This window comes from Dolichospermum heterosporum TAC447 (genome assembly GCF_024584745.1).
Classification (GTDB): Bacteria; Cyanobacteriota; Cyanobacteriia; order Cyanobacteriales; family Nostocaceae; genus Dolichospermum; species Dolichospermum heterosporum.
The window spans coordinates 5,201,892-5,223,373 of record NZ_CP099464.1; the positions used below are offsets into that span (position 1 = coordinate 5,201,892).

Genomic DNA, 21,482 nt, shown 5'->3' on the forward strand with positions numbered 1-21,482 from the left:
AAGAGGTTTTTCCACTCGACAGACAATCTCGGTAGAACTTACCGTTTCTGACCGTAGTTCCTAAAAAGAACCGCTACGCTACAGGGATAAAAATATCCACAAACCATCGGTCAATATTCTTAGCTGCGTTGAGGTCACGATCCTCTCTATGTCCACAATCAGGACAAACATAAACGCGGCTTTTTAATGGCATTTTATGACGATGATTACCGCAGTTAGAGCATATTTGCGAACTAGGAAAGAATCTATCTACAAGGATTAATTCACTCCCGAACTTCTCAGTTTTGTACTCTAATTGCCTTTGAAATTCATACATCCCACAATCTGCAATTGCACCTGCTAATTTGTGGTTCTTCAAAAATGCCTTAACGTGCAAATCTTCTATCTTAATTATGCTGTGGTTTTTAGCTAGATAGTAGGTTAATTTGTGAATAGAATCCTTGCGAATATTAGAAACTTTGGCGTGTAATTTAGCTAATTTTCTCACAGCTTTTTTACGGTTATTAGAGCCTTTAATTTTCCTGCTCACACTACGCTGTAAACGTTTCATGCGTTTACTCATCCGGCGGTAGGCTTTGGGGTTTTTGAATACTTCACCATTACTGCAAACTGCTAATTCTTTGATACCAATGTCAACGCCAATGGTCGGTCTGTCTGCAAGTATAGGAGGTTTTTCAACTTCGTATTTAACAGAAATAAACCATTTATCAGCCTGTCTAGAAATCACGCAATTATGAGTTACTGTAATCGGTAAAGGTTCTGCTAAACCTACCCAGCCGATTGACGGTAATTTAATTCTTTTACCATCGTTTTTAATTAACGGTTTCGCCTTAGTCCCTGACTCTAAATAAAAAGAATCGTGCTGTCCTTTTTTCTTGAATCGGGGTTGTTTCGATGTTTTGGAAAAACACCTATCCCATGCTTGGCGTAAGTCAGTTAACGCCTTTTGTGGGACATTTTTGTTAACTTCGTAATACCAAGCGTGTTCAGATTTAACCTCGGCGACTAACTTTTTATGCAAGTCAATCGCTGAGGGTAATTTAAGTTTTTCGCCTTCTTTTTGAGCAGCTAAAATATCCTTGATTTGAGCATTTGCCCAGTTATAGGCGTGTCTAGCTACTCCAGATGCTTTACGAAAAGCTGTAACCTGTCCGTTATTTGGAATTAATGCGGTTTTGAATGATAAAAGCATTGATTCGACCTTCAATGTTGTGTTATGACATCTAGTATATCAGATATATTAAGATTTGGCAATGCCTCGGATTAAATTTAAGCCACAAAATCAAGTAGCCTCCGATAAATCACCCTTGCAATTTAAGGTTTTACCTGGAGTCAGGGAAAAAATTAAAACCGTCCCTGATTGGCAGCAACGGTTGAGGGATTTTGTTGATCAACTTCTTGAAGACTTGGACAAACAGTAATATATGGATAGTTATGGGTAGAAATTATCAAGCTGCTTCTACCCCCATCCATAGAAATTTCTGCTGAGAATTAAGGCATTATCCGTTACCCAATTTCTTAATAACACTGTATCAAATTTGCAGCCAATGATTATATCAAAAAAGTAATGCAACTGCATTATCTGGGCAAGGATAGCCCAACCGAGACAAAACTAATACAGGAAATGGGTTCTGTCTGCCCATTCCCAAACTACAATAAGAATATATATCCGAATATTTTGATTAATTTGCTCTATGTCAGTTTTAGCAGCGATCGCAGTTTTGGCTATTTTGATCTTAGTACATGAGTTGGGACACTTCATAGCCGCCCGTTCTCAAGGCATTTATGCTAACCGCTTCTCCTTGGGTTTTGGTCCGATTCTTTTAAAGTACCAAGGATCAGAAACAGAATACACTATCCGTGCCTTCCCCTTGGGTGGTTTTGTCGGCTTTCCCGATGATGATTCAGATAGCGAAATTCCCCCCAATGACCCAAACTTACTGCGTAACCGCCCAGTTTTAGACCGTGCCATAGTCATTAGTGCCGGTGTAATCGCCAATTTAATCTTTGCGTATTTAATGTTGGCTTTACAACTGGGAATCGTTGGTATACCCCAAGAATTTCAGTATCAACCAGGTGTACTTGTCAAACCTGTAAACGAACAATCCGTCGCTTATCAAGCAGGGATTCGGGAAGGAGACATTATTATAGCTGTGAATGGTCAAGAAATTCCACTAGGTAAAGATGCAACCACATTATTAACCAAGGAAATCCAAACCCACCCTAATCAAGAAATTGACCTGAAAATTCAACACGAAACCCAACAAACCAACCTGAAACTAACACCCAAACAAGGTGCTGATGGTAAAGGTGTGGTAGGAATTGAATTGGGTCCAAATGGTAAAGCAATTTATCGTCGTCCTCAAGATATTGTCGAGATTATCAAAGTTGCTGCTAATCGCTTCCAACAGTTAGTTGTAGGAACATTTCAAGGTTTTGGGCAATTAGTTACTAATTTTGGGCAAACGGTGGGACAAGTTTCCGGTCCTGTGAAAATCGTCCAAATTGGCGCACAATTAGCAGCTAGTGATAGCACAAATTTATTTTCTTTTGCGGCAATTATTAGTATTAACCTGGCAATTATTAATATTTTGCCTCTTCCTGCTTTAGATGGTGGACAATTAGCCTTTTTACTCATTGAAGGATTATTTGGTAAGCCTTTACCTAACAAAATTCAAGAAGGTGTGATGCAAACTGGATTAGTGTTACTTTTAGGATTAGGTATTTTCCTAATTGTCAAAGAAACAACCCAATTAACATCCCAGCTAGAATGGGTACAAAAATTACTTCAGTAAATACATTTGCTGATTAACGTCAATTGCCAATTAGGCAAGGGATCATCCCAATTTTGCAGAAATAAGCTGGCGATTAGAAAGATGCGCTCCCGTCAGGGATACACGGCTATACAAACAAAGTCCGCCTACGCGGACTAGGGAAATTTAAAACCCACGCAGGTGGGTTTTGCCTGTGTAGCCGTGACTTCCAGTCGGCTGGATTCTATATTTTATTTTGGGAAATTTGCACATTTGGGATGCTCCCATTAGGCAATAATAGATGAGTAAATTCAAAAAACTATTGACAACTGACCACTAACAACTGACCACTAACAAGAGAGAATTGATTGAGTCGCAAATCACTAACCAAAAAACAACGGGCTTTAGAAATTCTTTCCCGTATCCAGCATCTTTATCCAGACGCAACTTGCTCCCTAGATTATGCCACCCCTGTACAATTATTAGTAGCAACTATTCTTTCCGCTCAATGTACAGATGAAAGGGTAAACAAAGTAACGCCAGGATTATTTGGCAAATTTCCTGACGCGGAAAGTCTAGCAAATGCAGATTTAACAGAGTTAGAAGAATTGGTACGTTCGACAGGTTTTTATCGTAATAAAGCCAAGAATATTCAAGGCGCTTGTCGAATGATTGTTCAGGATTTTAACTCTGTTGTTCCCAACAAAATGGAAGATTTATTAAAGCTTCCAGGAGTAGCCCGGAAAACTGCAAATGTGGTTTTAGCCCATGCTTATGGTATTAATGCTGGAGTAACTGTAGATACTCACGTCAAGCGCTTAAGTCAGCGTTTGGGATTGACAAAAAATACTGAACCTGTGGGGATTGAAAAGGATTTAATGAAGTTATTACCCCAACCAGATTGGGAAAATTGGTCAATTAGATTGATTTATCATGGTCGGGCTGTCTGTAAAGCCCGTTCTCCTAGTTGTGATATTTGTAAGTTGGTTGACTTGTGTGATATGAATTTATCTGCCGCAAAGTCACAAAAAACAAAGTAACTCATTCATAATCTAAATGAGTTGGCTTGAAAAAACCGAGGGAGTTCCCTATTCCCTGTTCCCTGTTCCCTGTTCCCTGTTCCCAGTTAAGAGTTCCCTGTTCCCAGTTAAGAGTTCCCTGTTCCCTGTTCCCTGTTCCCTGTTCCCAGTTAAGAGTTCCCTCTCTCAAGAGTGAATTTAATTTTGTCCGACTACTTAAAGATGCTATTTTTGATTATTACAATTCATCAAAATAATAAGTTACGACTCCAGAAATGGGGTCATTACCAATTCTGATATGATTTGATTTCAGCATTTCTTGGAGTGTAGCTTCGACTTCTGCAAAACTCATTCCTGTAGCCTTAACACCTTGAGTTACAGTTAAACTACCACCCTTAGCTTCTGCGGCTTCTATTAGTTTAACAATCATTGGTTTCTCCGTCGGTTTGTGAACTTGGGAAATAAATATCCGTTCATTCATGGATACGCCTAAAGGTGATAAACCTGCTTTTAGTAGCAATTTATGCTCATATTCGTCCACCATGTTAGGTATGATTAATAAATCATAGATTTGTCCCAAGTAAAAGAACCCACAGGTAAAGAACCATAATAAACCAGTAGCCGTTTTACCATTATATAAGCGATGTAAACCACCTATTCCCAAAAAACCAGCCCCACACAAGAGGTAAGAGACAAGAAGACGGTCTTTATGTTCAGTATTTTTTATAGTCATCTTATTTATGTCCATTAGGATTTACTGGTTTAAAAACCCACACTGCAATTAACTACCCTTGGTTAGTCTTCGATTCCCCAATTAACCATTATATTTATTTATCACCATGATTTCCCTTTCTCCTGAACTGCAAGCTAGACTTTCCACACCTCTAAAAATCGGCTCATTTGAGGTTAAAAGCCGTGTTTTACAGTCTCCCTTATCAGGGGTAACTGATTTGGTGTTTCGGCGTTTGGTGCGTCGTTATGCACCAGACTCCATGATGTATACGGAAATGGTAAATGCAACGGGTTTACACTATGTTAACCAATTACCAAAAATCATGGAAGTAGATCCTCAAGAAAGACCTATTAGTATTCAATTATTTGATTGTCGTCCCGATTTTTTAGCAGAAGCAGCCATAAAAGCAGTTGCTGAAGGTGCAGATACTGTTGATATTAATATGGGATGTCCTGTGAATAAAATTACTAAAAATGGTGGTGGTTCGTCTTTATTACGTCAACCAGAAATTGCGGAAGCAATTGTGCGGGAAGTTGTCAAAGCGGTAGATGTTCCTGTAACCGTAAAAACCCGCATTGGTTGGAATGATCAGGAAATTACTATTCTTGATTTTGCGAAAAGAATGGAAGACGCGGGAGCGAAAATGATTACCGTGCATGGACGCACTCGCGCTCAAGGTTATAATGGTAATGCGCGGTGGGAATGGATAGCTAAAGTCAAGGAAATTTTGTCAATTCCTGTGATTGGGAATGGGGATATTTTTTCTGTAGAAGCTGCGGTAAAATGTTTAGAACAAACTGGTGCAGATGGAGTAATGTGTTCTCGTGGAACTTTAGGTTATCCCTTTTTAGTTGGTGAGGTTGATCATTTCTTAAAAACTGGAGAATTATTACCACCACCTAACCCAATTCAACGCTTAGAATGTGCCAGAGAACATCTTTTTGCTTTATGGGAATACAAAGGAGATAGGGGGGTACGTCAAGCTCGTAAACACATGACTTGGTATGCTAAAGGCTTTATGGGTGCGGCTGATTTACGGGGTAAATTAAGTTTAATGGAAACTGTCCAACAAGGTTTAGATTTGATTGATGGTGCGATAGAAAGATTAGCAAATGGTTATGAAATTGAAGAAGAAGTACCAGCTATTATTGCACTTTAGCATTGATTTCTAGGTGAGGTTAAGCGATAGGTTAACACAAGCTAAGGGACTTCCAAATAAAAAAATACTCAACCACCTAACGCAAAAATCTCTCAAACCCTTATTCCTCTGTGTCCTCTGCGCCTCTGTGGTTCGTTAATCAGGATAATTTATTTCTTGGAAGTCCCTAAGTAGGTTGGCGTTGAAAATTGTCATTATGGCAAGGCAAAAGGCAAGAGTGAAGAGGGTTTAGGCGATTTTACATTTTTTTACACAGTTTGGTTTTATTGTGTTCACCTACTTAAGTGCGATCGCTAATTCCTCAAACTCCCATTTTTCATAATAAACCTCGATAACGAATAAAAATCAAAATCACAGCCCAAGAACCTAATGCCACTTTAACAGCAACTAGGATATTTAATATCGGGAGAATTCCACCACTAAATAATGTTCCTAACTCTCCATGTGGTAATTCTATTCCCGACAAAGTGATCACTGCTAAAACAATGAAAACTAATACCGAAACCTTCTCCCAAATAGCCGCGTGCCAACGTTGGTAAATATCCTGCATCCATTGGTATGATGAGGTAATTGCTATGAGTCCGATTGCTGTTCCCCCAGCGACTCCAGCCGCAAAACCACCCCCCGGACTCAAATGCCCCCTAATTGCTAATTCAATGCCCACTAATGCCGCAATTGTCGCCCCTAGACGAGCTAAAATGATGGATGGTTGGTCTTTAAATTGATAGATGCTACAAGATGGTTTTTCATTAGCTAATAAAAAATTAGCTCCGAGAATGGCAATAGTAAAAACAATAACTTCAAAAATTGTATCATATAGCCGATTTCTGAAAATAATTCCTGATACTGCATTGGGAACACCACTTTCTTTTACCACTGTTTCCACAATAGAAATATCTGGTAAATTTAGTTCGGAATTAGGCATGATCAGCATTTTTACAAATAACGCTATTCCGGCTAAAATGTAAACTAATTTCATAAATTTTGCTCCCCTGAATCTAAAACATTGAAATATTTTAAATCTGTTTTTGGTGATGAAAGTTCGCTTTCTATGATGTTATAAATGCGTTGCACTCTAATCACGGTTTGGTATGTTTCTTCTGCTTCCACAAACTTTTCTAATGGCGCACAGGTAGCATGAATTTCTTTTTCTATTAACGCCTGTTGTAAATTTTCTTTAGTAGTGTAAGGTACGAGTTCTAGACGCAGATAATGTTTCTTGGAAATGCGGCGAAAGTCGCTCATAAGTTGTTGAAAATTGCCATCTTGATTTTTTTCTATTGACTGATTTTCCATGACACCAAGACGTAATACTAAGGATGAACGAACTGCGATCGCATAGAGAGTAATTGATAGCATTGTTCCCATTAATGCTTCTGTTAAAGCCACATCTGCTGCACCTAAAACTGCATCTACCATTGCTGCAACTGCACCGAGTACCCCACGAATTACTAAGGCATGATAGGGGTTAGTTTGAGTTACTAACATCCCCGCAGTTAAGGGTAATAAAGCAATGATTAAATAGAGATAACTATGATTCATGTTTTTCCTCTTCTGTTGAACAGTATGCTAATACATAACCCAGCATAGTATTCCAAATTGCTAAGGAAATAATGCCAAGAATAAGTAATGGCCATTCACTGGGTATTTTCAGTAGTAGTCCGACAATAATCATCATTGAACCTAAAGTATCAGCAACAGAAAGTCCATGTAATTTGAATAATACTGATCTGTTGCTGACTAAATGAGAAGTTCCCCAAAACCAGAAAAATATGCCTATCCCTATACAGGTATAACTAAGAAAGTTGATCATACTTCACCTAATCTTCTGAGGATATGTGCTAATAACATTAAGCCGGCATTTCCTACTGTCAAAATAATCGCTGCGACTACACCAATCATCCAATCATCGCGCCAAACGGAAATTACGAGAATCATGATGGCTACTTTACTGGAAATGCTGCCAAAAGCTAACATTTTCTGCCATGTATCATCACTTTTCCAAGCTTCATAAATGGGAATAAGTAAAGCCAAAATCATTGCTATTAAGACTATTTCTAGGTTCATGCTTGTTTTTTCCTGGGTTTAATTTGGTGAACTTCATACCATCCTTCTTCGTGGTACTTCAAAACTATGGTTTTGGGGGTAAAGGTAATCAGAAATATATCGAGGAAAATCAATAAAGGTGATCTGTTGAGTTTGACTTTCTCCATGATAATTTCTTCTTGGTTATGGGGACGGAAGATAATTTCAAATGCCTCCATAAAAGCTACCGGAATCGCAACGAATATCTTAATTATTACCTTTACCCAAGATTTTAATTTTTCTGGTGATGACTTACCACGTGGTAAAAGTAAGGCAATAATTACACCGATGATAATATTTGTTAAACTCACATTAGCAGTGAGTAATAACCAAATTGTTAGTCTTAATATGAGATGTCCAATCATGGGAAAGCCATCCAAAATAATAGGATTAAAGTTAAACTCATGACACCAACTAAATGCTCAAATTCTTCAAATACACGAGGTAGAGATATGGATAATTTCTTGAAAATGAAATGATATCCTAACCACCCCGCAGCAATAGTTAAAAGTGCTTTTGTAATATTGGTGATTTCATAAGCTGGAAGATAGACAATATTTGCCACAAATAATCCAGTAATCAAAAATATTACTGATATCCAAAAACCTGGTTTTATTTTCTGTTCTTCTGCTTTTGTATGGGGGAGAAAAATAAATTTAGCAAAAGATATGGCTGTACCAACTGCGGCAATATTCATAACTATAAATTGCCAAGATTCTAAATTTTTTGTCGTTAATACTTTTGCCTCAAAACCTGACAACAAAGGTAAACCAGAAATTGATAAACTAGCAATAACTAAGGCTATCCAAATATTAGTATGAATGGGTTTATTTTGCAGTTCTTTAAAATTGCGACTGGGTAAAGAACCCGCAATCAAAAATAAAGATGATTTGACTAATCCATGGGTGAGGGCATAAAATCCACCTACAGCCGGTGCAGCGAGAATCCAGCCTAACTGGGAAATAGTGCTAAATGCTAACAGGCGCTTGGTATCCTTTTCAAAGACAGCATAGGATACACCCATTAAAGCTGTTCCCACACCAAAAATTCTGACTATAATATCAATTTCTTCGGAAACAAATGCACAACGCAATAAAGGCAAAACACTGGCTTTAACGACAATTCCTGACATCAATGCCGAAACTGGTGTTTCTGATTCAGAATGAGTTAAAGGTAGCCATAAACCGGATATAAAAATCCCCGCTTTGATTAATAAGCCCAGGAAAATTAATGCTAGTGCTTCTGGTGGTGATCCCTTTAAACTGGTAAAACTAAAGGAATGATGTGTCTGATAAACCAGCACTGCACCAACCAGATAAAACAACATGGCAGTATTACTAACAAAGAGATACCGTAAACCTACCCAAATTGAGCGATCGCTACGAGGATAAGCAATTAATAGAAAAGCCGCAATACCGCTTACTTCTAAAGCCACATATAAACTAATGAAATCTGCACAGACAAAGGCAGCATTCAGGCTACCATGCACAATAATCATCTGGGCATAGAAAAAAGCCGTTTTATCACTGCGCCAGCAGTAGAGGGCAACAGCAGCCGTTACCAGGGCATTTGTGAAAATAAAGTAACCGCTTAACTCGTCAGCCACTAAAGTGATACCGAAACTATCCAGTAAATTCAGGGTGATGGGTGATGGTTCGATAAATAGCTGTAACCCATAAGCAGCAGAAGCAATAGTCCCCCACAATGTCAAATGTCGGTTAAGTTTGGGGACTAGAAAAATGATGAACCCTAGAAAAAATGGGGTAGCAATCCAAGTCAGTGTAATAGTATTCATGGTGTGTTATTTTTCTCAATCTCGTTACTTTCCAATGTGGGATTATCCCGTGCTAATTTCATCACACCAACTAGCATCAAAGCCTGTATCGAGAAACCGATGACTATCGCTGTTAATATGACTGCTTGGGGAACAGGATCAGCATAAGCAATATTTTTTACCTCGGAAATAATGGGAGTAAATAAGCCTTGTTGTGATGCAATTAGTACATAAAAAGCAATCACACCCGTACTCATCACATCCATTGAGACAATTTTCATCACTAAGTTTTTTTTGAGGATGATGCCAAAAAAACCACACAGTATTGTTATCAGTACGCACGCTTCTAACACGGGAATTATTTAATTTTATGATAAAGTGCTAACTTTATATAAGCACGAAATCTTAGTGCTAGAATAATTTCAACACTAGAATATTCTTATGATTATGATAGTTATACTCAATGATTTATGTTTTCACAACTTTTAAAGTTTGCAAACTTTCATCTGCACAACCAGTGATAAAACCACCCATTTTTTGAATTTCTTGCAAATATTCTAAAGCCGATTTTGTAATGAGTTCTCCAGGCATTAATACAGGAATTCCTGGAGGATAAGGGCAAATAATTTCCGCGCAAATCCGATTTTGAGCTTTCTCGAAAGGCAAGATTTCACTATTAGCAAAAAAAGCCTCACGGGGAGAAATAGCTATAATATTACTTGTGTTATCTTTTTTGGATTTACACAATAAATTTTGAGTTTTTAATGGATTAACATGAGTAAGATTATTTAGAGAATTAATTAAATTTTGAATATCTGTTTCTGTATTTCCTAAGCTAATAATAAATGTGAGATTTTGCCAAGATGAAAATTCTGGAGTTACATTAAATTTCTCATCTAAAATTTCTTCGGCTGCAAAGCCAGTAAATCCTAATTTACTAATATTAACTGTTAATCTAGTTTTATCTAAATCTATAAATCCCGGTGATTTTTCTTTTTGAGAAAGAGGAGTAGATAACCCAGGAATTTGATTAATTTGAGTTCTGGCTGCTTTCCCTAATTCCAAAGTTTGAGACATGAGCTTTTTTCCATGTATTGCCATTTGCTGACGTGCAGCATCGAGAGAAGCTAAAAGAATAAAACTAGGACTTGTAGATTGAACTAATTGTAAGGCTTTATTAACTCTATCAATATCAATTCTTTTACCTTGAATATGTAACATTGATGCCTGTGTCATTGCCCCCAATGTTTTATGAATTGATTGGACAGTTAAATCTGCACCTGCACTTAAAGCTGATGTGGGTAATTCTGGGTGAAAATGAAAATGTGCGCCGTGTGCTTCGTCCACAATCAAGGGAATATTATATTGATGAGTAAGGTGTACAAATGCTGGCAAATCTCCACAAACACCATGATAAGTAGGATAAACTATCAGCACTGCTTTGGTATCTGGATGTTGTATTAATGCTGCTTTTAATGATTCTGGTGTAATGCTGTATGCAATATCTAAATCTTCATCATATTCAGGATTTATAAAAATAGGAATTGCCCCCGAAAGAATCAATCCAGAAATAACAGAAGAATGGATATTTCTAGGCAGAATAATTTTATCTCTCATTCTACAAGTAGCGAGAATTGCGGCTTCAATTCCGCAGGTAGAACCATTAACTAAAAACCATGTTTTCTCTGCCCCAAAAGCCTCTGCTGCGAGTTCTTGGGCTGCGAGAATTACGCTTTCTGGTTTGAATAAATTATCTAACTCTGCTAATTCCGTTAAGTCAGCCCGAAAGACATCTTTACCAATTAAATCTGTTAAAATTGGCGAAATTCCCGCACCGCGTTTATGTCCTGGGGTGTAAAAAGGTGCGTGAGGACGGTTTATACAGGCTTTCAAGGCATCTATGAGGGGGGTTTGGTTTTGATTTGGCATTTTAAGGGAAAAGAAGCGTTGAAAGCTTAAAGTAAAAATTGATAACATCTAGAATCTAAAGAAATAATATGATATATTGTATTTAAATTCAAATCCTTATGCAGACTGAAACTATGACTAACGAAGAAGAAATATTTTTTGAGGAAGAGGAAGATCAAGAAATTGAGTCTCAACCGCTGATTGAGTTAATTCCTGAATTAAAGAAAATTCAAGAAATTGTTGTTTCTGGTAGTGACTGGACAACAGCAACAATACTTGATCAGCTTCTTCGCAATAATATCCAATTAACTCCAAGATTTCAAAGACGAGATGCTTGGGATATAACACTCAAAAGTAGATTTATCGAATCACTTATACTGGGATTTCCAGTACCACAAATAGTATTAGCAGCTAGTCAAGAACAAGGTAAATTTATTGTTCTTGATGGTAAGCAACGCTTGTTAACAATTCTGCAATTTTATGGCAGGAGTGATGAAAAAATACCAAATAATGCCTTTGCTTTAAGAAATCTAGAATTTAGACGTGATTTAATTGGCAAAACATACGAAGACATAAGAAGTGATTTATTTTTGAGTAGAGATACTGATAATCTTGATAATCAAACTATTCGCACTATGCTTCTGCGGAATATAAAAGATGAAAATTTCCTGTATAAAATTTTTCTACGTTTGAATGTACAAAGTACACCTTTATCAGCTCAAGAACTTCGACAAGCATTACATCATGGTTCATTTATCAATTTTCTAGATGATCAATCAATTAAAAGTCAAGCTCTTAAAAAAATATTCAAATCACCACATCCTGATTTTCGGATGAGAGATGTCGAATTATTGTTACGTTATGTAGGATTTCATTATTTTCTATCTAAATATAGTGGAAACCTTAAATCATTTCTTGACATGACCTGCACAGAACTTAATAAAGATTGGAATAACAAACATAATGATATTGAAAATGTAGTTAACCAATTTGAGGAAGCAGTACAAACAACTATTAATATATTTGGAGAAAAAAACTTTTTTCGTATGTGGTTAAGAAATGATAAAAAATATAGAAGACGCTTTAATAGAGCAATTTTAGATGTGATGGTATTTTATTTTTCAGATGAAATTATTAGACAATCTGCTGAAAAAAATCAAGACAAAGTTCAAGAAGCTTTAAAGAAATTATGTTCATCAAACAACGACTTTAAGGAAGGTGTTGAAGGAACAACCAAAAACATTATTCAAACTTACAATCGTTTTAGATTTTGGGGCGAAAGTCTACTAGAAGTTTTAGATGTAGAATTTAACCTACCTGAATTCGTTGATAATCGTATTATTTTCAATAGTTTGAGATAGGTTATTATCTATAATATGTCAAAATCAGCTAGATTTCGTACTTTAACTAAAGAGTTAAATAGGTTAAAAAAACAATTTATTCCTAAGATTAACCCAACGGGTTTATATTCTGAAAGTCAGTTATCTAAAACTGCTGCATATAGAGTTTTAGCTCATGCTGAAATTGAATCTTATCTTGAAGAAAGAGCGTGGGAAGTTGTTCAAAATGCCAAAACTCTTTGGGATAAAAGCGGTAAAACAACTCGTACTTTAATATGTCTACTTGGGTTTTCTGGTTTAACTATGGATGAACCACCAGATACACTTACACCAAAAAAGGGCAGTAAAACCGTTAAAGAGGAAAAAATCAAAATATCAAAAAAAATAAATTTAGCTTTGGAAAGTTTTAAAAGAGTTATTAGTCAAAATCATGGAGTCAAAGAAGATCATATTTTGTCCTTACTTTTACCCATAGGAATAGATAGTGATGACCTAGATCCTGCTTGGCTTGCTATCATGAATACATTTGGAGAAAAACGAGGTCTTGTCGCCCATACTTCAGCTACATCATATATGACTATTCAAACTCCAGATCCTGCAAATGAATTAGATACTGTAACCCAAATTACTTATGAACTTTTAAGAATAGATGAATTAATCAATAATTTGATAGAATAAACTGTAAAATACGATTATTTCTATACAATAATTTGAACTTCAAAATATGTCTGAGAAAATATCCTCATGATGGAAATTGTATTTCTCGTTGAAGATGATATAGATAGTGGTTATACAGCCACAGCATTAGGTCAATCAATTTTTACTCAAGCTGATGATATAGAAACACTGAGAGTAATGATTCGTGACGCTGTTCATTGTCATTTTCCTGATGAAGAAAAACGTCCTAAAATTATTCGGTTACATATAGTTCGAGATGAGGTAATAGCTTCTTGAAACTTCCAGAAGATTTATCAGGTGCAGAATTAGTAAAAGCTCTTGCCCGTTTAGAGTAAAAAGTTAGTTATCAAACAGGTAGTCACATTAGATTAACTACCCAATTGAATGGTGAGCATCATGTTACAGTTCCTGCCCATGATCCTATGAAAATAGGAACTGTGAATGCAATAATTAGAGATATTGCATCTCACCATAATTTTGACAAAAATGAAATAATTGTGTTACTTTTTTCCTAGAAAACAAAGAAATAATTTATAAAATATTTCCCAAAATCAATGAACTTCAAAGATATCAAACAAGGATTATTCCCCATCTTCAAAATTATATCCATCACACTCACAACCAGTGCAGTAGGCTTAGAATTATGGAATATTCAAACATCAATCACTAACAGTCAACTACCGAGTATCTTAACTCCAGCTTTAATTATCACTCATATTGTGCTGTTGGCTCATTTTCTCGAAGCCTTAATTGCTGCTTATTATGCACCTGCTCGCAATCAAGCATCAATCAAATATGCAGCTTATACATTTTTTGTGGGGATATTTGGTTTATTAGAATTATTTGATAATGATCAAGAACAAGGATTAAAGGAAAAAAGTTAAAGGTTTTTTCTTGTCCCCTGAACTGATAAGCATTCATTCCAACCGTGCTTTAACAGGATGGATTAATTCTGGTTTCTTGTACGGAATTTATACCGTGATGTATGAATCAACGCATCGCCCAACCTTGTATTCTAGAACTAGCACTGATTTAATCTTGTTACTAAACTTTGTTTGTTTTCGATAACTATTCATTATACAATATACACAGAATCTCAGTGCAGAATAAATCCTGGCTTTAGCCTGCATACCTTATTTGATAGCCTGCACGGCGTAGAAGTATCACAGGTGTGTCCTCTTGAGTGGGGCGCACCTTTAAGGATTTTGGGCATTTTTCTGATAAGCTCGAAAATTGTGTTAAATATGACACTATTAACTATGTATTTCTAGATTGAATACTAGAGTGTTTATGCTTTTTAAGGTTTAATAAAGACTAAATCTAGTATTATCGAAAAGTCGGAAATTAGGTGTGGTGTGAAAATCAAGACAGGAGTGAACAAAATGGATTTACGTGGAGATGCGTTGCAAATCCTTAAAGACACTAGTAGAACTTTTTATATCCCAATTAGTATTTTACCATCAGGATTACAAGAAGCAGTGGCATCAGCATACTTGTGTATGCGTGCCATTGACCAAATTGAAGATGATCCAAACTTGGATAACGAGACTAAAAAACGCCTGTTGCAGAATATTAGCCTCACATTGCAAGCTGGAGTAGATGGTTTTTCGCTGGATGCTTTCTCTGTAGGGTTTAAAGGTTACGAAAATTCTTTACAAGAAGTTAGTTTACGGATTAGAGAATGGTCAATATTAGCACCTGAAAGTATTGCTCCGCGAATTTGGGATGCAACAGCGGCAATGGCTGATAGAATGGCTTATTGGGCAGATAAAAATTGGAAAATAGAAACAGAAGCGGATCTAGACTGTTATACCTTTGGGGTGGCTGGTGCTGTGGGCTTGTTACTCTCAGATTTATGGAACTGGTATGATGGAACTCAAAGCAACCGCACTCAAGCCATAGGATTTGGTAGGGGTTTGCAAGCGGTCAATATTCTGCGTAACAATGGTGAAGACCTCAATCGTGGGGTCAACTTTTACCCAGCAGGTTGGGATAATGACAATCTCCAAGAATATGCCCGTCGCAATCTTATCTTAGCAGATGCCTATACGAACTCTCTGCCCAATGGACCGGCTTTGCAATTTTGCCAAATTCCTTTGGCTTTGGCTCATGGTACTTTAGATGCTTTGGCTAGTGGTAAGGAAAAACTCAGTCGCAGTGATGTTGTTTCCCTGATTGAAAACCTCATGGGTGTGAACGCTAAGGCTAGTTAGGAAATAGGGAACGGGGAACAGGCGAGTTGAAGTAAATTCCCATTACCCATTACCAAAATAAAAAATTTGTGTGTGTGAGATATTCATGAAAACTACTTTATTTCTGAGTCCACCTTCTTTTGATGGTTTTGATGGTGGTGCGGGGGCGCGATACCAAGCAAAACGAGAAATTACTTCTTTTTGGTATCCCACTTGGTTAGCACAACCAGCGGCTTTAGTTCCTGGCAGTAGGTTAGTTGATGCACCTCCTCATGGGCAAACTGTGGATGATGTGTTGAAAATTGCCAAGGATTATGAATTGGTAATTATGCACACCAGTACACCATCGTTGGCTAATGATGTTAAGTGTGCAGAAACAATCAAAGCTCAAAACCCCAATGTACAAATTGGCTTTGTGGGGGCGCACGTTGCGGTTTTACCAGAGGCAACTTTGCGAGAAAATCCAGTAATTGATTTTGTTTGTCGCAATGAGTTTGATTATACCTGTAAGGAATTAGCAGAAGGAAAACCTTGGGATGAAATCAAGGGTTTGAGTTACCGGGATAAATTGGGGAATATCCACCAAACTGAGGAACGTCCTTTGATTCATGATTGGGATGCTATGCCCAGTGTGTTGCCAGTTTACGCTCGTGATTTGGATATTAGCAAGTATTTTATTGGCTATTTGCAACATCCTTACATTTCTTTTTATACTGGGCGGGGTTGTCCAGCCAAATGCACTTTTTGTTTGTGGCCACAAACTATTGGTGGACATTTATACCGTCATAAAAGCCCTGATGCTGTAGGCAGAGAAATGGAAGAGGCGAAGGTTCTCTTTGGGGATAAGGTGCGGGAGTATATGTTTGATGATGATACTTTTACCATTGATAAACATCGAGCGATCGCAATTAGCAAACACATGAAGCGACTCAATTTAACTTGGAGTTGCAATGCCCGTGCAAACTTAGATTATGATACTCTCAAAACTTTACGAGATAACGGTTTAAGATTGTTATTAGTAGGTTTTGAATCTGGCAATCAAGAAGTTCTCAATAATATCAAAAAAGGTATTAAGCTAGAAGTGGCACGAGAATTCATGAAGAATTGCCACAAACTTGGTATTACTGTACATGGTACTTTTATTATCGGATTGCCAATAGAAACTCCAGAAACTGTAGAGGAAACAATTCGCTTCGCTTGTGAGTTGAGTCCCCATACAATTCAAGTTTCTATTGCTGCACCTTATCCTGGTACAGAGTTGTATGAACAAGCCAGAGAAAAAGGTTGGTTTGCGAATGAGTCTTTAGTTTCAACTTCCGGTATTCAAACTTCAACTTTGCAATATCCCAGTCTTTCGAGTGCGGAAATTGAAGATTCGGTTGAAAAAATGTATCGCAAGTTTTACTTCCGTCCAAAAGCGATTATTCCGATTGTGCGGGAAATGCTGGCTGATAGACAAATGTTAGTTCGTCGCTTGCGGGAAGGTAAGGAATTCTTTGGTTATTTGAAAGACCGTCGGACTCAAGCTTTAGCTAGGTAAATCGTCAGAATCAGGATACCCAGGATTAAAGGATTAACAGGATTAATTAAATTAAATCTTGTCAATCCTGATTCTGACATTTTTAATCCTAATTATCTATATACCAATGTCTTATTTAATTATTAATGCTGATGATTTCGGGTTTTCCCAGGGTGTGAATGCGGCGATTATTCAAGCCCATGAGGAAGGCGTTTTAACTAGCACTAGTTTAATGGTAAGTGGTGATGCTGCACAAGAGGCGATCGCTCTGGCAAAAGATCATCCTCATTTAGCAGTAGGTTTACACCTAGTTTTAGTTTGTGGTAAATCAGTTTTACCACCTTCGCAAATTCCACATTTAGTAGACTCTCAGGGTAACTTTTCCAGTAATCCCACCCAAGCAGGATTAAACTATCAATTTAATCAGGCTACCCGTGCCGAATTGCGCTTAGAAATATATGCCCAATTAGCAAAATTCCGCGCTTCTGGTTTAAATCTCAGTCATGTTGATGGACATTTACACCTTCATGTACATCCTGTAATTTTGAATATTTTAACAGAATTTGCAGCGGAATTTCAGATTAAATTTATCCGTTTACCATCGGAAGAATTGACAAAAAATCTCAAAATTGATCAACGCAATTTACTCACTAAAATAGTTTGGTCTATTGTTTTTGGACAATTACGCCGTTATGGAGAAGGTTTATTAAAAGCTAATAATATTAAATTTGCTGACAGGGTTTATGGATTGTTACAAACTGGTGACATGAGTGAAAAATATTTACTAGATTTAATACCACAAATAGAAGCGGAATTGGTAGAAATTTATTCTCATCCGGCTTTAGTAAATACTGAGACAAATAACGGTGGTGAAGTAGAATTAGCGGCTTTATTGAGTCAGGAAGTGCGTCAATTATTGACTGTGAAAGATTTTAAATTAAGTAATTATAATCAGTTAATTTAATTAACAATTTTGTATAAATATTAATATATAAAATATAATGTTGTTTAGTAGCGTCTGTTGTTGTCCATTCTAACTTTTATTGAATTTGTGTAGAATCTTCGAGAATAATTAAACGCAGATAAACGCGGATAAACACAGATAAATACCCTGATTTTACTTGCATCTACTATTATGGCACGCAAAACAAAAACAGTATCCTCAACTACAGTCACTCCTCTCGCGCTTTCTGACTTACATCTCCAGTTACAGGGTTTAGAGAAGGAACATGAATCTTTATTGAAACAAATTAAGAGAAAGCGGACAGAATTAAATAATTTTGTCGAAAAAATGCGTTCTTTGGCGACAGAGGTATTTCATAAAGTTAGTCCGAACATGAAAACAATGGCGGAATTAGATGCAGAAATTCATGCTTTGTTTGCAGAAATTTTAACTACGAGAAAAATGGGAAAACAAACCCAAAAAAATATAGAATCACTGTACAGAAGTTTACAAATGGGAGGAATTATTAGTTATAAACCTATTGATGATGATGAAGAATTAGATGAATTATTTGAAGATGATGATTCTGAAGAAAACCATCAACGTCGTCGTCAATTTTGGGAAGCAGAACAAGATTCCGAATCTCCAACGGTAGCGAGAACAGATGAATCTAGGAAAATTCGACAGACATTTTTGCGGTTAGCGGAAATCTTTCATCCGGATAAGGTTAAAGACAATGAAACCCAAATGACTCACACGGAAATCATGAAGGAAATTAATAAAGCTTATCAAGATGGAGATTTAGCGCGACTTTTGGAAATTGAACGTAAATATGAAGTTGGAGAAACAATTGATAATAATAGTGAAGATGATTTAAGTCGCAAATGTAAAAATATGGAACAACACAATCAAATTCTCAAAAATCAATATGAGAAATTGAAGCAAGAACTTCGATTAGCAAAAAACACGCCAGAAGGAACAATGGTTGCTGATTACAAAAAAGCAGCTAAACAAGGTGTTGATTGTATCGGGATGATGGTGGAAACCATGCAAAATCAAACTAAAATAGTTGCGGAGATTCGTGATTTTGTTAAAGATTTTAAAGATAAAAAAATAACTATTAAAGAATTTCTCGCAGGACCAGAAAGTCTCCGTTCTATGCAGCAGGATATGATGGAAGAATTAATGGATAAGATGATGGAAGACTTTGGAGATATGATGGATTTTAATTAACAATATCCACCCCACCCCCAACCCCCTCCCCGCAAGCGATGAGGGGGCTTATTACTGTATCTTATTCAAGTGCATACCGCTATATCCCAACTTGATATGATCCTACACAGAATTATAAAATCCATTAATTCATCCGCGGTTATCTGCGTTTATCTGCGGTGAATTATTCTCATGATTACAACACTTTGCGCGACTGGGACAGGTTTCATCTTAATTTTTAAAATTATTCCTTTAATTCTTGTATTTAACCGTTAGGCAAAGTGCTGTAATCATGAAGATATAACCGGAAACTGTGATGATATAATTGATATCTAGTTTCCTTACCCTCCCGTGTTTCTTGCAAAAATTCTAACCAAGTTTCCATAATTTCCGCCACATCAAAAACATCAGCTTTGATAATTTGACTAATAGCTACCGTTGACATTGGTTGAGTTTCTTCAGCAGTTAAAACCCGCAAAATATCCATCGCAACATCAGATAAACCATCACCTTGCATCTTTTGCCAATGTTGTTGATAATAGGTTTCTAAATCTAGGGGAATTTGGTCAAAATTATTGACAGAATAAAAACCATCAGCCATAGCTTTTAAAACCTGCTGCACATACATAAAATTATCTTCATTTTCATTAATTAATTCAACTATATTTCTCTGCGAACTCTGCGTCTCTGCGGTTCGTTTCTTCCGAATATATGCTTGAATATCCTCCCGATTTTCCACTGGATAATCTGCTAAATCTAAAATCTGTGAAGGTGCTTCAATTAACAAGCCACTATGGGATTTTTGATAGGGGAGACGAGCGAAAATAAAATAAATTTGATCTTTTTCTTCCCATTGCTAAATCCCAGATTTTGATAGTTTTGTCAAGTGAACCAGAAATCACGGTTTTTCCATCGGGTGTCAGTATTTTCATAGATATTACATATTGTTAGAAAAAACGAGTTCTTGGAATTGTTTTTGCATCTCATGATCTAACTTTTGGGACTCTTTGATAAAATTTAAATTCCTCGTGGTTTTAGCAATTTCTAACAGAGATTGATCAATATTATAATCCTTAGACTCAATCAACCAAGTAAGAATTTCAAAAAGATGCCAGACCAATTGCGATCCTTCGTAAACAGTTAAAGGAAGGTTTGAATTACTTTTTGATAGTAATTTTTGGATATTTTGTCTCGAACATCCTAGAAGTTTTGCAACATCTGTTATACCAACAAAATCAGGTGAAGCTTCTATAAGTTCTGCTTGTGGAATGGCTTTTCTTACATCTTTTATTGCACTGGAAATCGCCTCACACGCAGATGATGCCTCACGAATAAAATCAAGTCCAATAAAACCTTTCATACCAATACCAATAATTGCATCATCACAGCCTGATTCATAAAGGACTTCAATGTACATCTCAGGATCAGTAACAGGGTTGGGAAGTTTGAATTTTAGAGTGAATTCATATTCTTGCATTTTGCATTATCCTTCATTAGAAGTAGTCGGTTGTTTTTCCTCTAAACGAATACACTTATCAACTACTTTCCGAATTAGTTTTGCGTGATTAGTAGGATTATTTCATTCTAAAATCTGACATTTTGTGTATTTACGAGAATGCGCCATTTTGGGCTTGATGGAATTCTATCTCACGATGGCTGGAAATACCTAAATTCGTTGCTTAAATCTAGAATGAAATCTGTCCGTTCGCTGATTTTGAAGGTTTAGTGTGCCTTACGGCTTTGCCTAACACACCCTACAAATGCTATATTTATTAATAATTATTAACCATTTTCCTCATTACGAATTACCCGATGTTTTTGCAAATCTGCTAAATTACAAACTTCTAAAGCCCTAGCATGGGTAGCTTCTAAAACTACGGTCGGTGCAACACCATCTTCTAAAGCTTCTTGCCATCTTGCAGCGCATAAACACCAACAATCACCGGGTTTTAAGCCGGGAAAACCAAAATAAGGTGCAGGTGTACTCAAATCATTACCCTGGGATTTGGTATATTGCAAAAATTCCTCTGTGACTTGAGCGCAAACGACGTGCATTCCCATATCTTGTCCACCTGTGGTACAAAACCCGTCACGGTAAAATCCAGTCATGGGAGAAGTGCAGCAAATTTCTAATTTTGTTCCCAGTACGTTTTTAGCTTCTGTCATG

27 protein-coding genes are annotated in these 21,482 nt (G+C 36.7%); 13 read left to right on the top strand and 14 right to left on the bottom strand.

Annotated elements, in window-relative coordinates; genetic code table 11:
- Window positions 1-73: 73 nt before the first annotated feature.
- Window positions 74-1,192, bottom strand: a complete 1,119-nt coding sequence (locus NG743_RS23715; RefSeq protein WP_257121020.1) for an RNA-guided endonuclease InsQ/TnpB family protein — start codon at window positions 1,190-1,192, stop codon at window positions 74-76.
- A gap of 61 nt (window positions 1,193-1,253) precedes the next feature.
- On the opposite strand from NG743_RS23715, the gene NG743_RS23720 reads away from it, so the two are divergent.
- The 3 genes from NG743_RS23720 to nth all read left to right on the top strand — a co-directional run bounded on the left by NG743_RS23720 (window position 1,254) and on the right by nth (window position 3,793).
- Window positions 1,254-1,421 (top strand): hypothetical protein, encoded by a 168-nt coding sequence (locus NG743_RS23720; protein ID WP_168465365.1) that lies wholly within the window; start codon window positions 1,254-1,256, stop codon window positions 1,419-1,421.
- Window positions 1,422-1,694: 273 nt separating this feature from the next.
- Window positions 1,695-2,795 carry an RIP metalloprotease RseP gene (gene rseP, locus NG743_RS23725; protein WP_027401552.1) on the top strand — a complete coding sequence of 367 codons (1,101 nt, stop codon included), beginning with the start codon at window positions 1,695-1,697 and terminating at the stop codon, window positions 2,793-2,795.
- A 326-nt stretch (window positions 2,796-3,121) separates the two neighbouring features.
- On the top strand, window positions 3,122-3,793 hold the full coding sequence (nth, locus tag NG743_RS23730; protein WP_257121021.1) for an endonuclease III: 672 nt from the start codon (window positions 3,122-3,124) through the stop codon (window positions 3,791-3,793).
- Window positions 3,794-4,010: 217 nt separating this feature from the next.
- Here the strand turns inward: nth and NG743_RS23735 are convergent, their stop codons facing one another.
- Window positions 4,011-4,505 (bottom strand): TM2 domain-containing protein, encoded by a 495-nt coding sequence (locus tag NG743_RS23735; protein WP_027401550.1) that lies wholly within the window; start codon window positions 4,503-4,505, stop codon window positions 4,011-4,013.
- A gap of 106 nt (window positions 4,506-4,611) precedes the next feature.
- Between NG743_RS23735 and dusB the strand changes: the two genes are divergently transcribed.
- The gene (dusB, locus tag NG743_RS23740; RefSeq protein ID WP_027401549.1) at window positions 4,612-5,664 is read left to right on the top strand and encodes a tRNA dihydrouridine synthase DusB; all 1,053 of its coding nucleotides are present in this window, start codon (window positions 4,612-4,614) and stop codon (window positions 5,662-5,664) included.
- Window positions 5,665-5,980: 316 nt separating this feature from the next.
- Here the strand turns inward: dusB and NG743_RS23745 are convergent, their stop codons facing one another.
- The 8 genes from NG743_RS23745 to NG743_RS23780 all read right to left on the bottom strand — a co-directional run bounded on the left by NG743_RS23745 (window position 5,981) and on the right by NG743_RS23780 (window position 11,452).
- A complete protein-coding gene (locus NG743_RS23745; RefSeq protein ID WP_027401548.1) occupies window positions 5,981-6,643 on the bottom strand; it encodes a Na(+)/H(+) antiporter subunit B in 663 nt (220 codons plus the stop codon).
- On the bottom strand, window positions 6,640-7,206 hold the full coding sequence (locus NG743_RS23750) for a DUF4040 domain-containing protein (protein ID WP_027401547.1): 567 nt from the start codon (window positions 7,204-7,206) through the stop codon (window positions 6,640-6,642). Before NG743_RS23750 ends, NG743_RS23745 begins: the two co-directional genes overlap by 4 nt.
- On the bottom strand, window positions 7,196-7,477 hold the full coding sequence (locus NG743_RS23755) for a monovalent cation/H(+) antiporter subunit G (RefSeq protein WP_257121022.1): 282 nt from the start codon (window positions 7,475-7,477) through the stop codon (window positions 7,196-7,198). The genes NG743_RS23750 and NG743_RS23755 overlap by 11 nt, the downstream gene beginning before the upstream one ends.
- Window positions 7,474-7,731 (bottom strand): hypothetical protein, encoded by a 258-nt coding sequence (locus NG743_RS23760; protein ID WP_027401545.1) that lies wholly within the window; start codon window positions 7,729-7,731, stop codon window positions 7,474-7,476. Before NG743_RS23760 ends, NG743_RS23755 begins: the two co-directional genes overlap by 4 nt.
- Window positions 7,728-8,114 carry a Na+/H+ antiporter subunit E gene (locus NG743_RS23765; protein ID WP_193963303.1) on the bottom strand — a complete coding sequence of 129 codons (387 nt, stop codon included), beginning with the start codon at window positions 8,112-8,114 and terminating at the stop codon, window positions 7,728-7,730. Before NG743_RS23765 ends, NG743_RS23760 begins: the two co-directional genes overlap by 4 nt.
- Window positions 8,111-9,544: a cation:proton antiporter gene (locus NG743_RS23770; protein ID WP_257121023.1), complete on the bottom strand. Its 1,434-nt coding sequence runs from the start codon at window positions 9,542-9,544 to the stop codon at window positions 8,111-8,113. Before NG743_RS23770 ends, NG743_RS23765 begins: the two co-directional genes overlap by 4 nt.
- Window positions 9,541-9,876, bottom strand: coding sequence for a cation:proton antiporter subunit C (locus tag NG743_RS23775; protein WP_027401542.1), 336 nt, complete (start codon window positions 9,874-9,876; stop codon window positions 9,541-9,543). The genes NG743_RS23770 and NG743_RS23775 overlap by 4 nt, the downstream gene beginning before the upstream one ends.
- A 115-nt stretch (window positions 9,877-9,991) precedes the next feature.
- Entirely contained in the window at window positions 9,992-11,452 is a 1,461-nt protein-coding gene (locus tag NG743_RS23780) for an aminotransferase class I/II-fold pyridoxal phosphate-dependent enzyme (RefSeq protein ID WP_257121024.1), read from the bottom strand.
- A gap of 113 nt (window positions 11,453-11,565) precedes the next feature.
- Between NG743_RS23780 and NG743_RS23785 the strand changes: the two genes are divergently transcribed.
- The 9 genes from NG743_RS23785 to NG743_RS23825 all read left to right on the top strand — a co-directional run bounded on the left by NG743_RS23785 (window position 11,566) and on the right by NG743_RS23825 (window position 19,336).
- Window positions 11,566-12,792 carry a DUF262 domain-containing protein gene (locus NG743_RS23785; protein WP_257121025.1) on the top strand — a complete coding sequence of 409 codons (1,227 nt, stop codon included), beginning with the start codon at window positions 11,566-11,568 and terminating at the stop codon, window positions 12,790-12,792.
- A 15-nt stretch (window positions 12,793-12,807) separates the two neighbouring features.
- Window positions 12,808-13,449 carry a HEPN domain-containing protein gene (locus NG743_RS23790; RefSeq protein ID WP_257121026.1) on the top strand — a complete coding sequence of 214 codons (642 nt, stop codon included), beginning with the start codon at window positions 12,808-12,810 and terminating at the stop codon, window positions 13,447-13,449.
- Between the two features lie 66 nt (window positions 13,450-13,515).
- A complete protein-coding gene (locus NG743_RS23795) occupies window positions 13,516-13,725 on the top strand; it encodes a 2-oxoisovalerate dehydrogenase E1 subunit beta (protein WP_257121027.1) in 210 nt (69 codons plus the stop codon).
- A gap of 104 nt (window positions 13,726-13,829) precedes the next feature.
- A complete protein-coding gene (locus NG743_RS23800; RefSeq protein ID WP_257121028.1) occupies window positions 13,830-13,964 on the top strand; it encodes a type II toxin-antitoxin system HicA family toxin in 135 nt (44 codons plus the stop codon).
- Between the two features lie 39 nt (window positions 13,965-14,003).
- Entirely contained in the window at window positions 14,004-14,333 is a 330-nt protein-coding gene (locus NG743_RS23805; protein WP_257121029.1) for a hypothetical protein, read from the top strand.
- A 498-nt stretch (window positions 14,334-14,831) separates the two neighbouring features.
- Window positions 14,832-15,662 (top strand): squalene/phytoene synthase family protein, encoded by an 831-nt coding sequence (locus NG743_RS23810; RefSeq protein ID WP_257121030.1) that lies wholly within the window; start codon window positions 14,832-14,834, stop codon window positions 15,660-15,662.
- A gap of 85 nt (window positions 15,663-15,747) precedes the next feature.
- Entirely contained in the window at window positions 15,748-17,181 is a 1,434-nt protein-coding gene (gene hpnJ, locus NG743_RS23815) for a hopanoid biosynthesis associated radical SAM protein HpnJ (RefSeq protein ID WP_193963650.1), read from the top strand.
- 106 nt (window positions 17,182-17,287) lie between these two features.
- On the top strand, window positions 17,288-18,124 hold the full coding sequence (hpnK, locus tag NG743_RS23820; protein ID WP_027401534.1) for a hopanoid biosynthesis-associated protein HpnK: 837 nt from the start codon (window positions 17,288-17,290) through the stop codon (window positions 18,122-18,124).
- A 171-nt stretch (window positions 18,125-18,295) separates the two neighbouring features.
- Complete coding sequence (locus NG743_RS23825) at window positions 18,296-19,336, top strand: J domain-containing protein (protein ID WP_257121031.1); 1,041 nt, start codon at window positions 18,296-18,298, stop codon at window positions 19,334-19,336.
- A 244-nt stretch (window positions 19,337-19,580) separates the two neighbouring features.
- On the opposite strand, the gene NG743_RS23830 is transcribed toward NG743_RS23825, so the two are convergent.
- The 4 genes from NG743_RS23830 to NG743_RS23845 form a co-directional block, all read right to left on the bottom strand.
- Window positions 19,581-20,102, bottom strand: coding sequence for a hypothetical protein (locus NG743_RS23830; RefSeq protein ID WP_257121032.1), 522 nt, complete (start codon window positions 20,100-20,102; stop codon window positions 19,581-19,583).
- A 4-nt stretch (window positions 20,103-20,106) separates the two neighbouring features.
- The gene (locus NG743_RS23835; protein ID WP_257121033.1) at window positions 20,107-20,247 is read right to left on the bottom strand and encodes a hypothetical protein; all 141 of its coding nucleotides are present in this window, start codon (window positions 20,245-20,247) and stop codon (window positions 20,107-20,109) included.
- A gap of 5 nt (window positions 20,248-20,252) precedes the next feature.
- Complete coding sequence (locus NG743_RS23840; RefSeq protein WP_193964148.1) at window positions 20,253-20,792, bottom strand: DNA-binding protein; 540 nt, start codon at window positions 20,790-20,792, stop codon at window positions 20,253-20,255.
- A 305-nt stretch (window positions 20,793-21,097) separates the two neighbouring features.
- The gene (locus NG743_RS23845; RefSeq protein WP_193964150.1) at window positions 21,098-21,481 is read right to left on the bottom strand and encodes a DUF2237 family protein; all 384 of its coding nucleotides are present in this window, start codon (window positions 21,479-21,481) and stop codon (window positions 21,098-21,100) included.
- Window position 21,482: the final 1 nt, after the last annotated feature.

Excerpts from the sequence above, each read along its gene's own strand:
- NG743_RS23715 (WP_257121020.1), bottom strand. The coding sequence starts at position 1,192 with ATGCTTTTATCATTCAAAACCGCATTAATTCCAAATAACGGACAGGTT.
- NG743_RS23720 (WP_168465365.1), top strand. The coding sequence starts at position 1,254 with ATGCCTCGGATTAAATTTAAGCCACAAAATCAAGTAGCCTCCGATAAA.
- rseP (WP_027401552.1), top strand. The coding sequence starts at position 1,695 with ATGTCAGTTTTAGCAGCGATCGCAGTTTTGGCTATTTTGATCTTAGTA.
- NG743_RS23735 (WP_027401550.1), bottom strand. The coding sequence starts at position 4,505 with ATGACTATAAAAAATACTGAACATAAAGACCGTCTTCTTGTCTCTTAC.
- dusB (WP_027401549.1), top strand. The coding sequence starts at position 4,612 with ATGATTTCCCTTTCTCCTGAACTGCAAGCTAGACTTTCCACACCTCTA.
- NG743_RS23745 (WP_027401548.1), bottom strand. The coding sequence starts at position 6,643 with ATGAAATTAGTTTACATTTTAGCCGGAATAGCGTTATTTGTAAAAATG.
- NG743_RS23750 (WP_027401547.1), bottom strand. The coding sequence starts at position 7,206 with ATGAATCATAGTTATCTCTATTTAATCATTGCTTTATTACCCTTAACT.
- NG743_RS23755 (WP_257121022.1), bottom strand. The coding sequence starts at position 7,477 with ATGATCAACTTTCTTAGTTATACCTGTATAGGGATAGGCATATTTTTC.
- NG743_RS23760 (WP_027401545.1), bottom strand. The coding sequence starts at position 7,731 with ATGAACCTAGAAATAGTCTTAATAGCAATGATTTTGGCTTTACTTATT.
- NG743_RS23765 (WP_193963303.1), bottom strand. The coding sequence starts at position 8,114 with ATGATTGGACATCTCATATTAAGACTAACAATTTGGTTATTACTCACT.
- NG743_RS23770 (WP_257121023.1), bottom strand. The coding sequence starts at position 9,544 with ATGAATACTATTACACTGACTTGGATTGCTACCCCATTTTTTCTAGGG.
- NG743_RS23780 (WP_257121024.1), bottom strand. The coding sequence starts at position 11,452 with ATGCCAAATCAAAACCAAACCCCCCTCATAGATGCCTTGAAAGCCTGT.
- NG743_RS23785 (WP_257121025.1), top strand. The coding sequence starts at position 11,566 with ATGACTAACGAAGAAGAAATATTTTTTGAGGAAGAGGAAGATCAAGAA.
- NG743_RS23790 (WP_257121026.1), top strand. The coding sequence starts at position 12,808 with ATGTCAAAATCAGCTAGATTTCGTACTTTAACTAAAGAGTTAAATAGG.
- NG743_RS23795 (WP_257121027.1), top strand. The coding sequence starts at position 13,516 with ATGATGGAAATTGTATTTCTCGTTGAAGATGATATAGATAGTGGTTAT.
- NG743_RS23805 (WP_257121029.1), top strand. The coding sequence starts at position 14,004 with ATGAACTTCAAAGATATCAAACAAGGATTATTCCCCATCTTCAAAATT.
- NG743_RS23810 (WP_257121030.1), top strand. The coding sequence starts at position 14,832 with ATGGATTTACGTGGAGATGCGTTGCAAATCCTTAAAGACACTAGTAGA.
- hpnJ (WP_193963650.1), top strand. The coding sequence starts at position 15,748 with ATGAAAACTACTTTATTTCTGAGTCCACCTTCTTTTGATGGTTTTGAT.
- hpnK (WP_027401534.1), top strand. The coding sequence starts at position 17,288 with ATGTCTTATTTAATTATTAATGCTGATGATTTCGGGTTTTCCCAGGGT.
- NG743_RS23825 (WP_257121031.1), top strand. The coding sequence starts at position 18,296 with ATGGCACGCAAAACAAAAACAGTATCCTCAACTACAGTCACTCCTCTC.
- NG743_RS23835 (WP_257121033.1), bottom strand. The coding sequence starts at position 20,247 with ATGAAAATACTGACACCCGATGGAAAAACCGTGATTTCTGGTTCACTT.
- NG743_RS23840 (WP_193964148.1), bottom strand. The coding sequence starts at position 20,792 with ATGCAAGAATATGAATTCACTCTAAAATTCAAACTTCCCAACCCTGTT.
- NG743_RS23845 (WP_193964150.1), bottom strand. The coding sequence starts at position 21,481 with ATGACAGAAGCTAAAAACGTACTGGGAACAAAATTAGAAATTTGCTGC.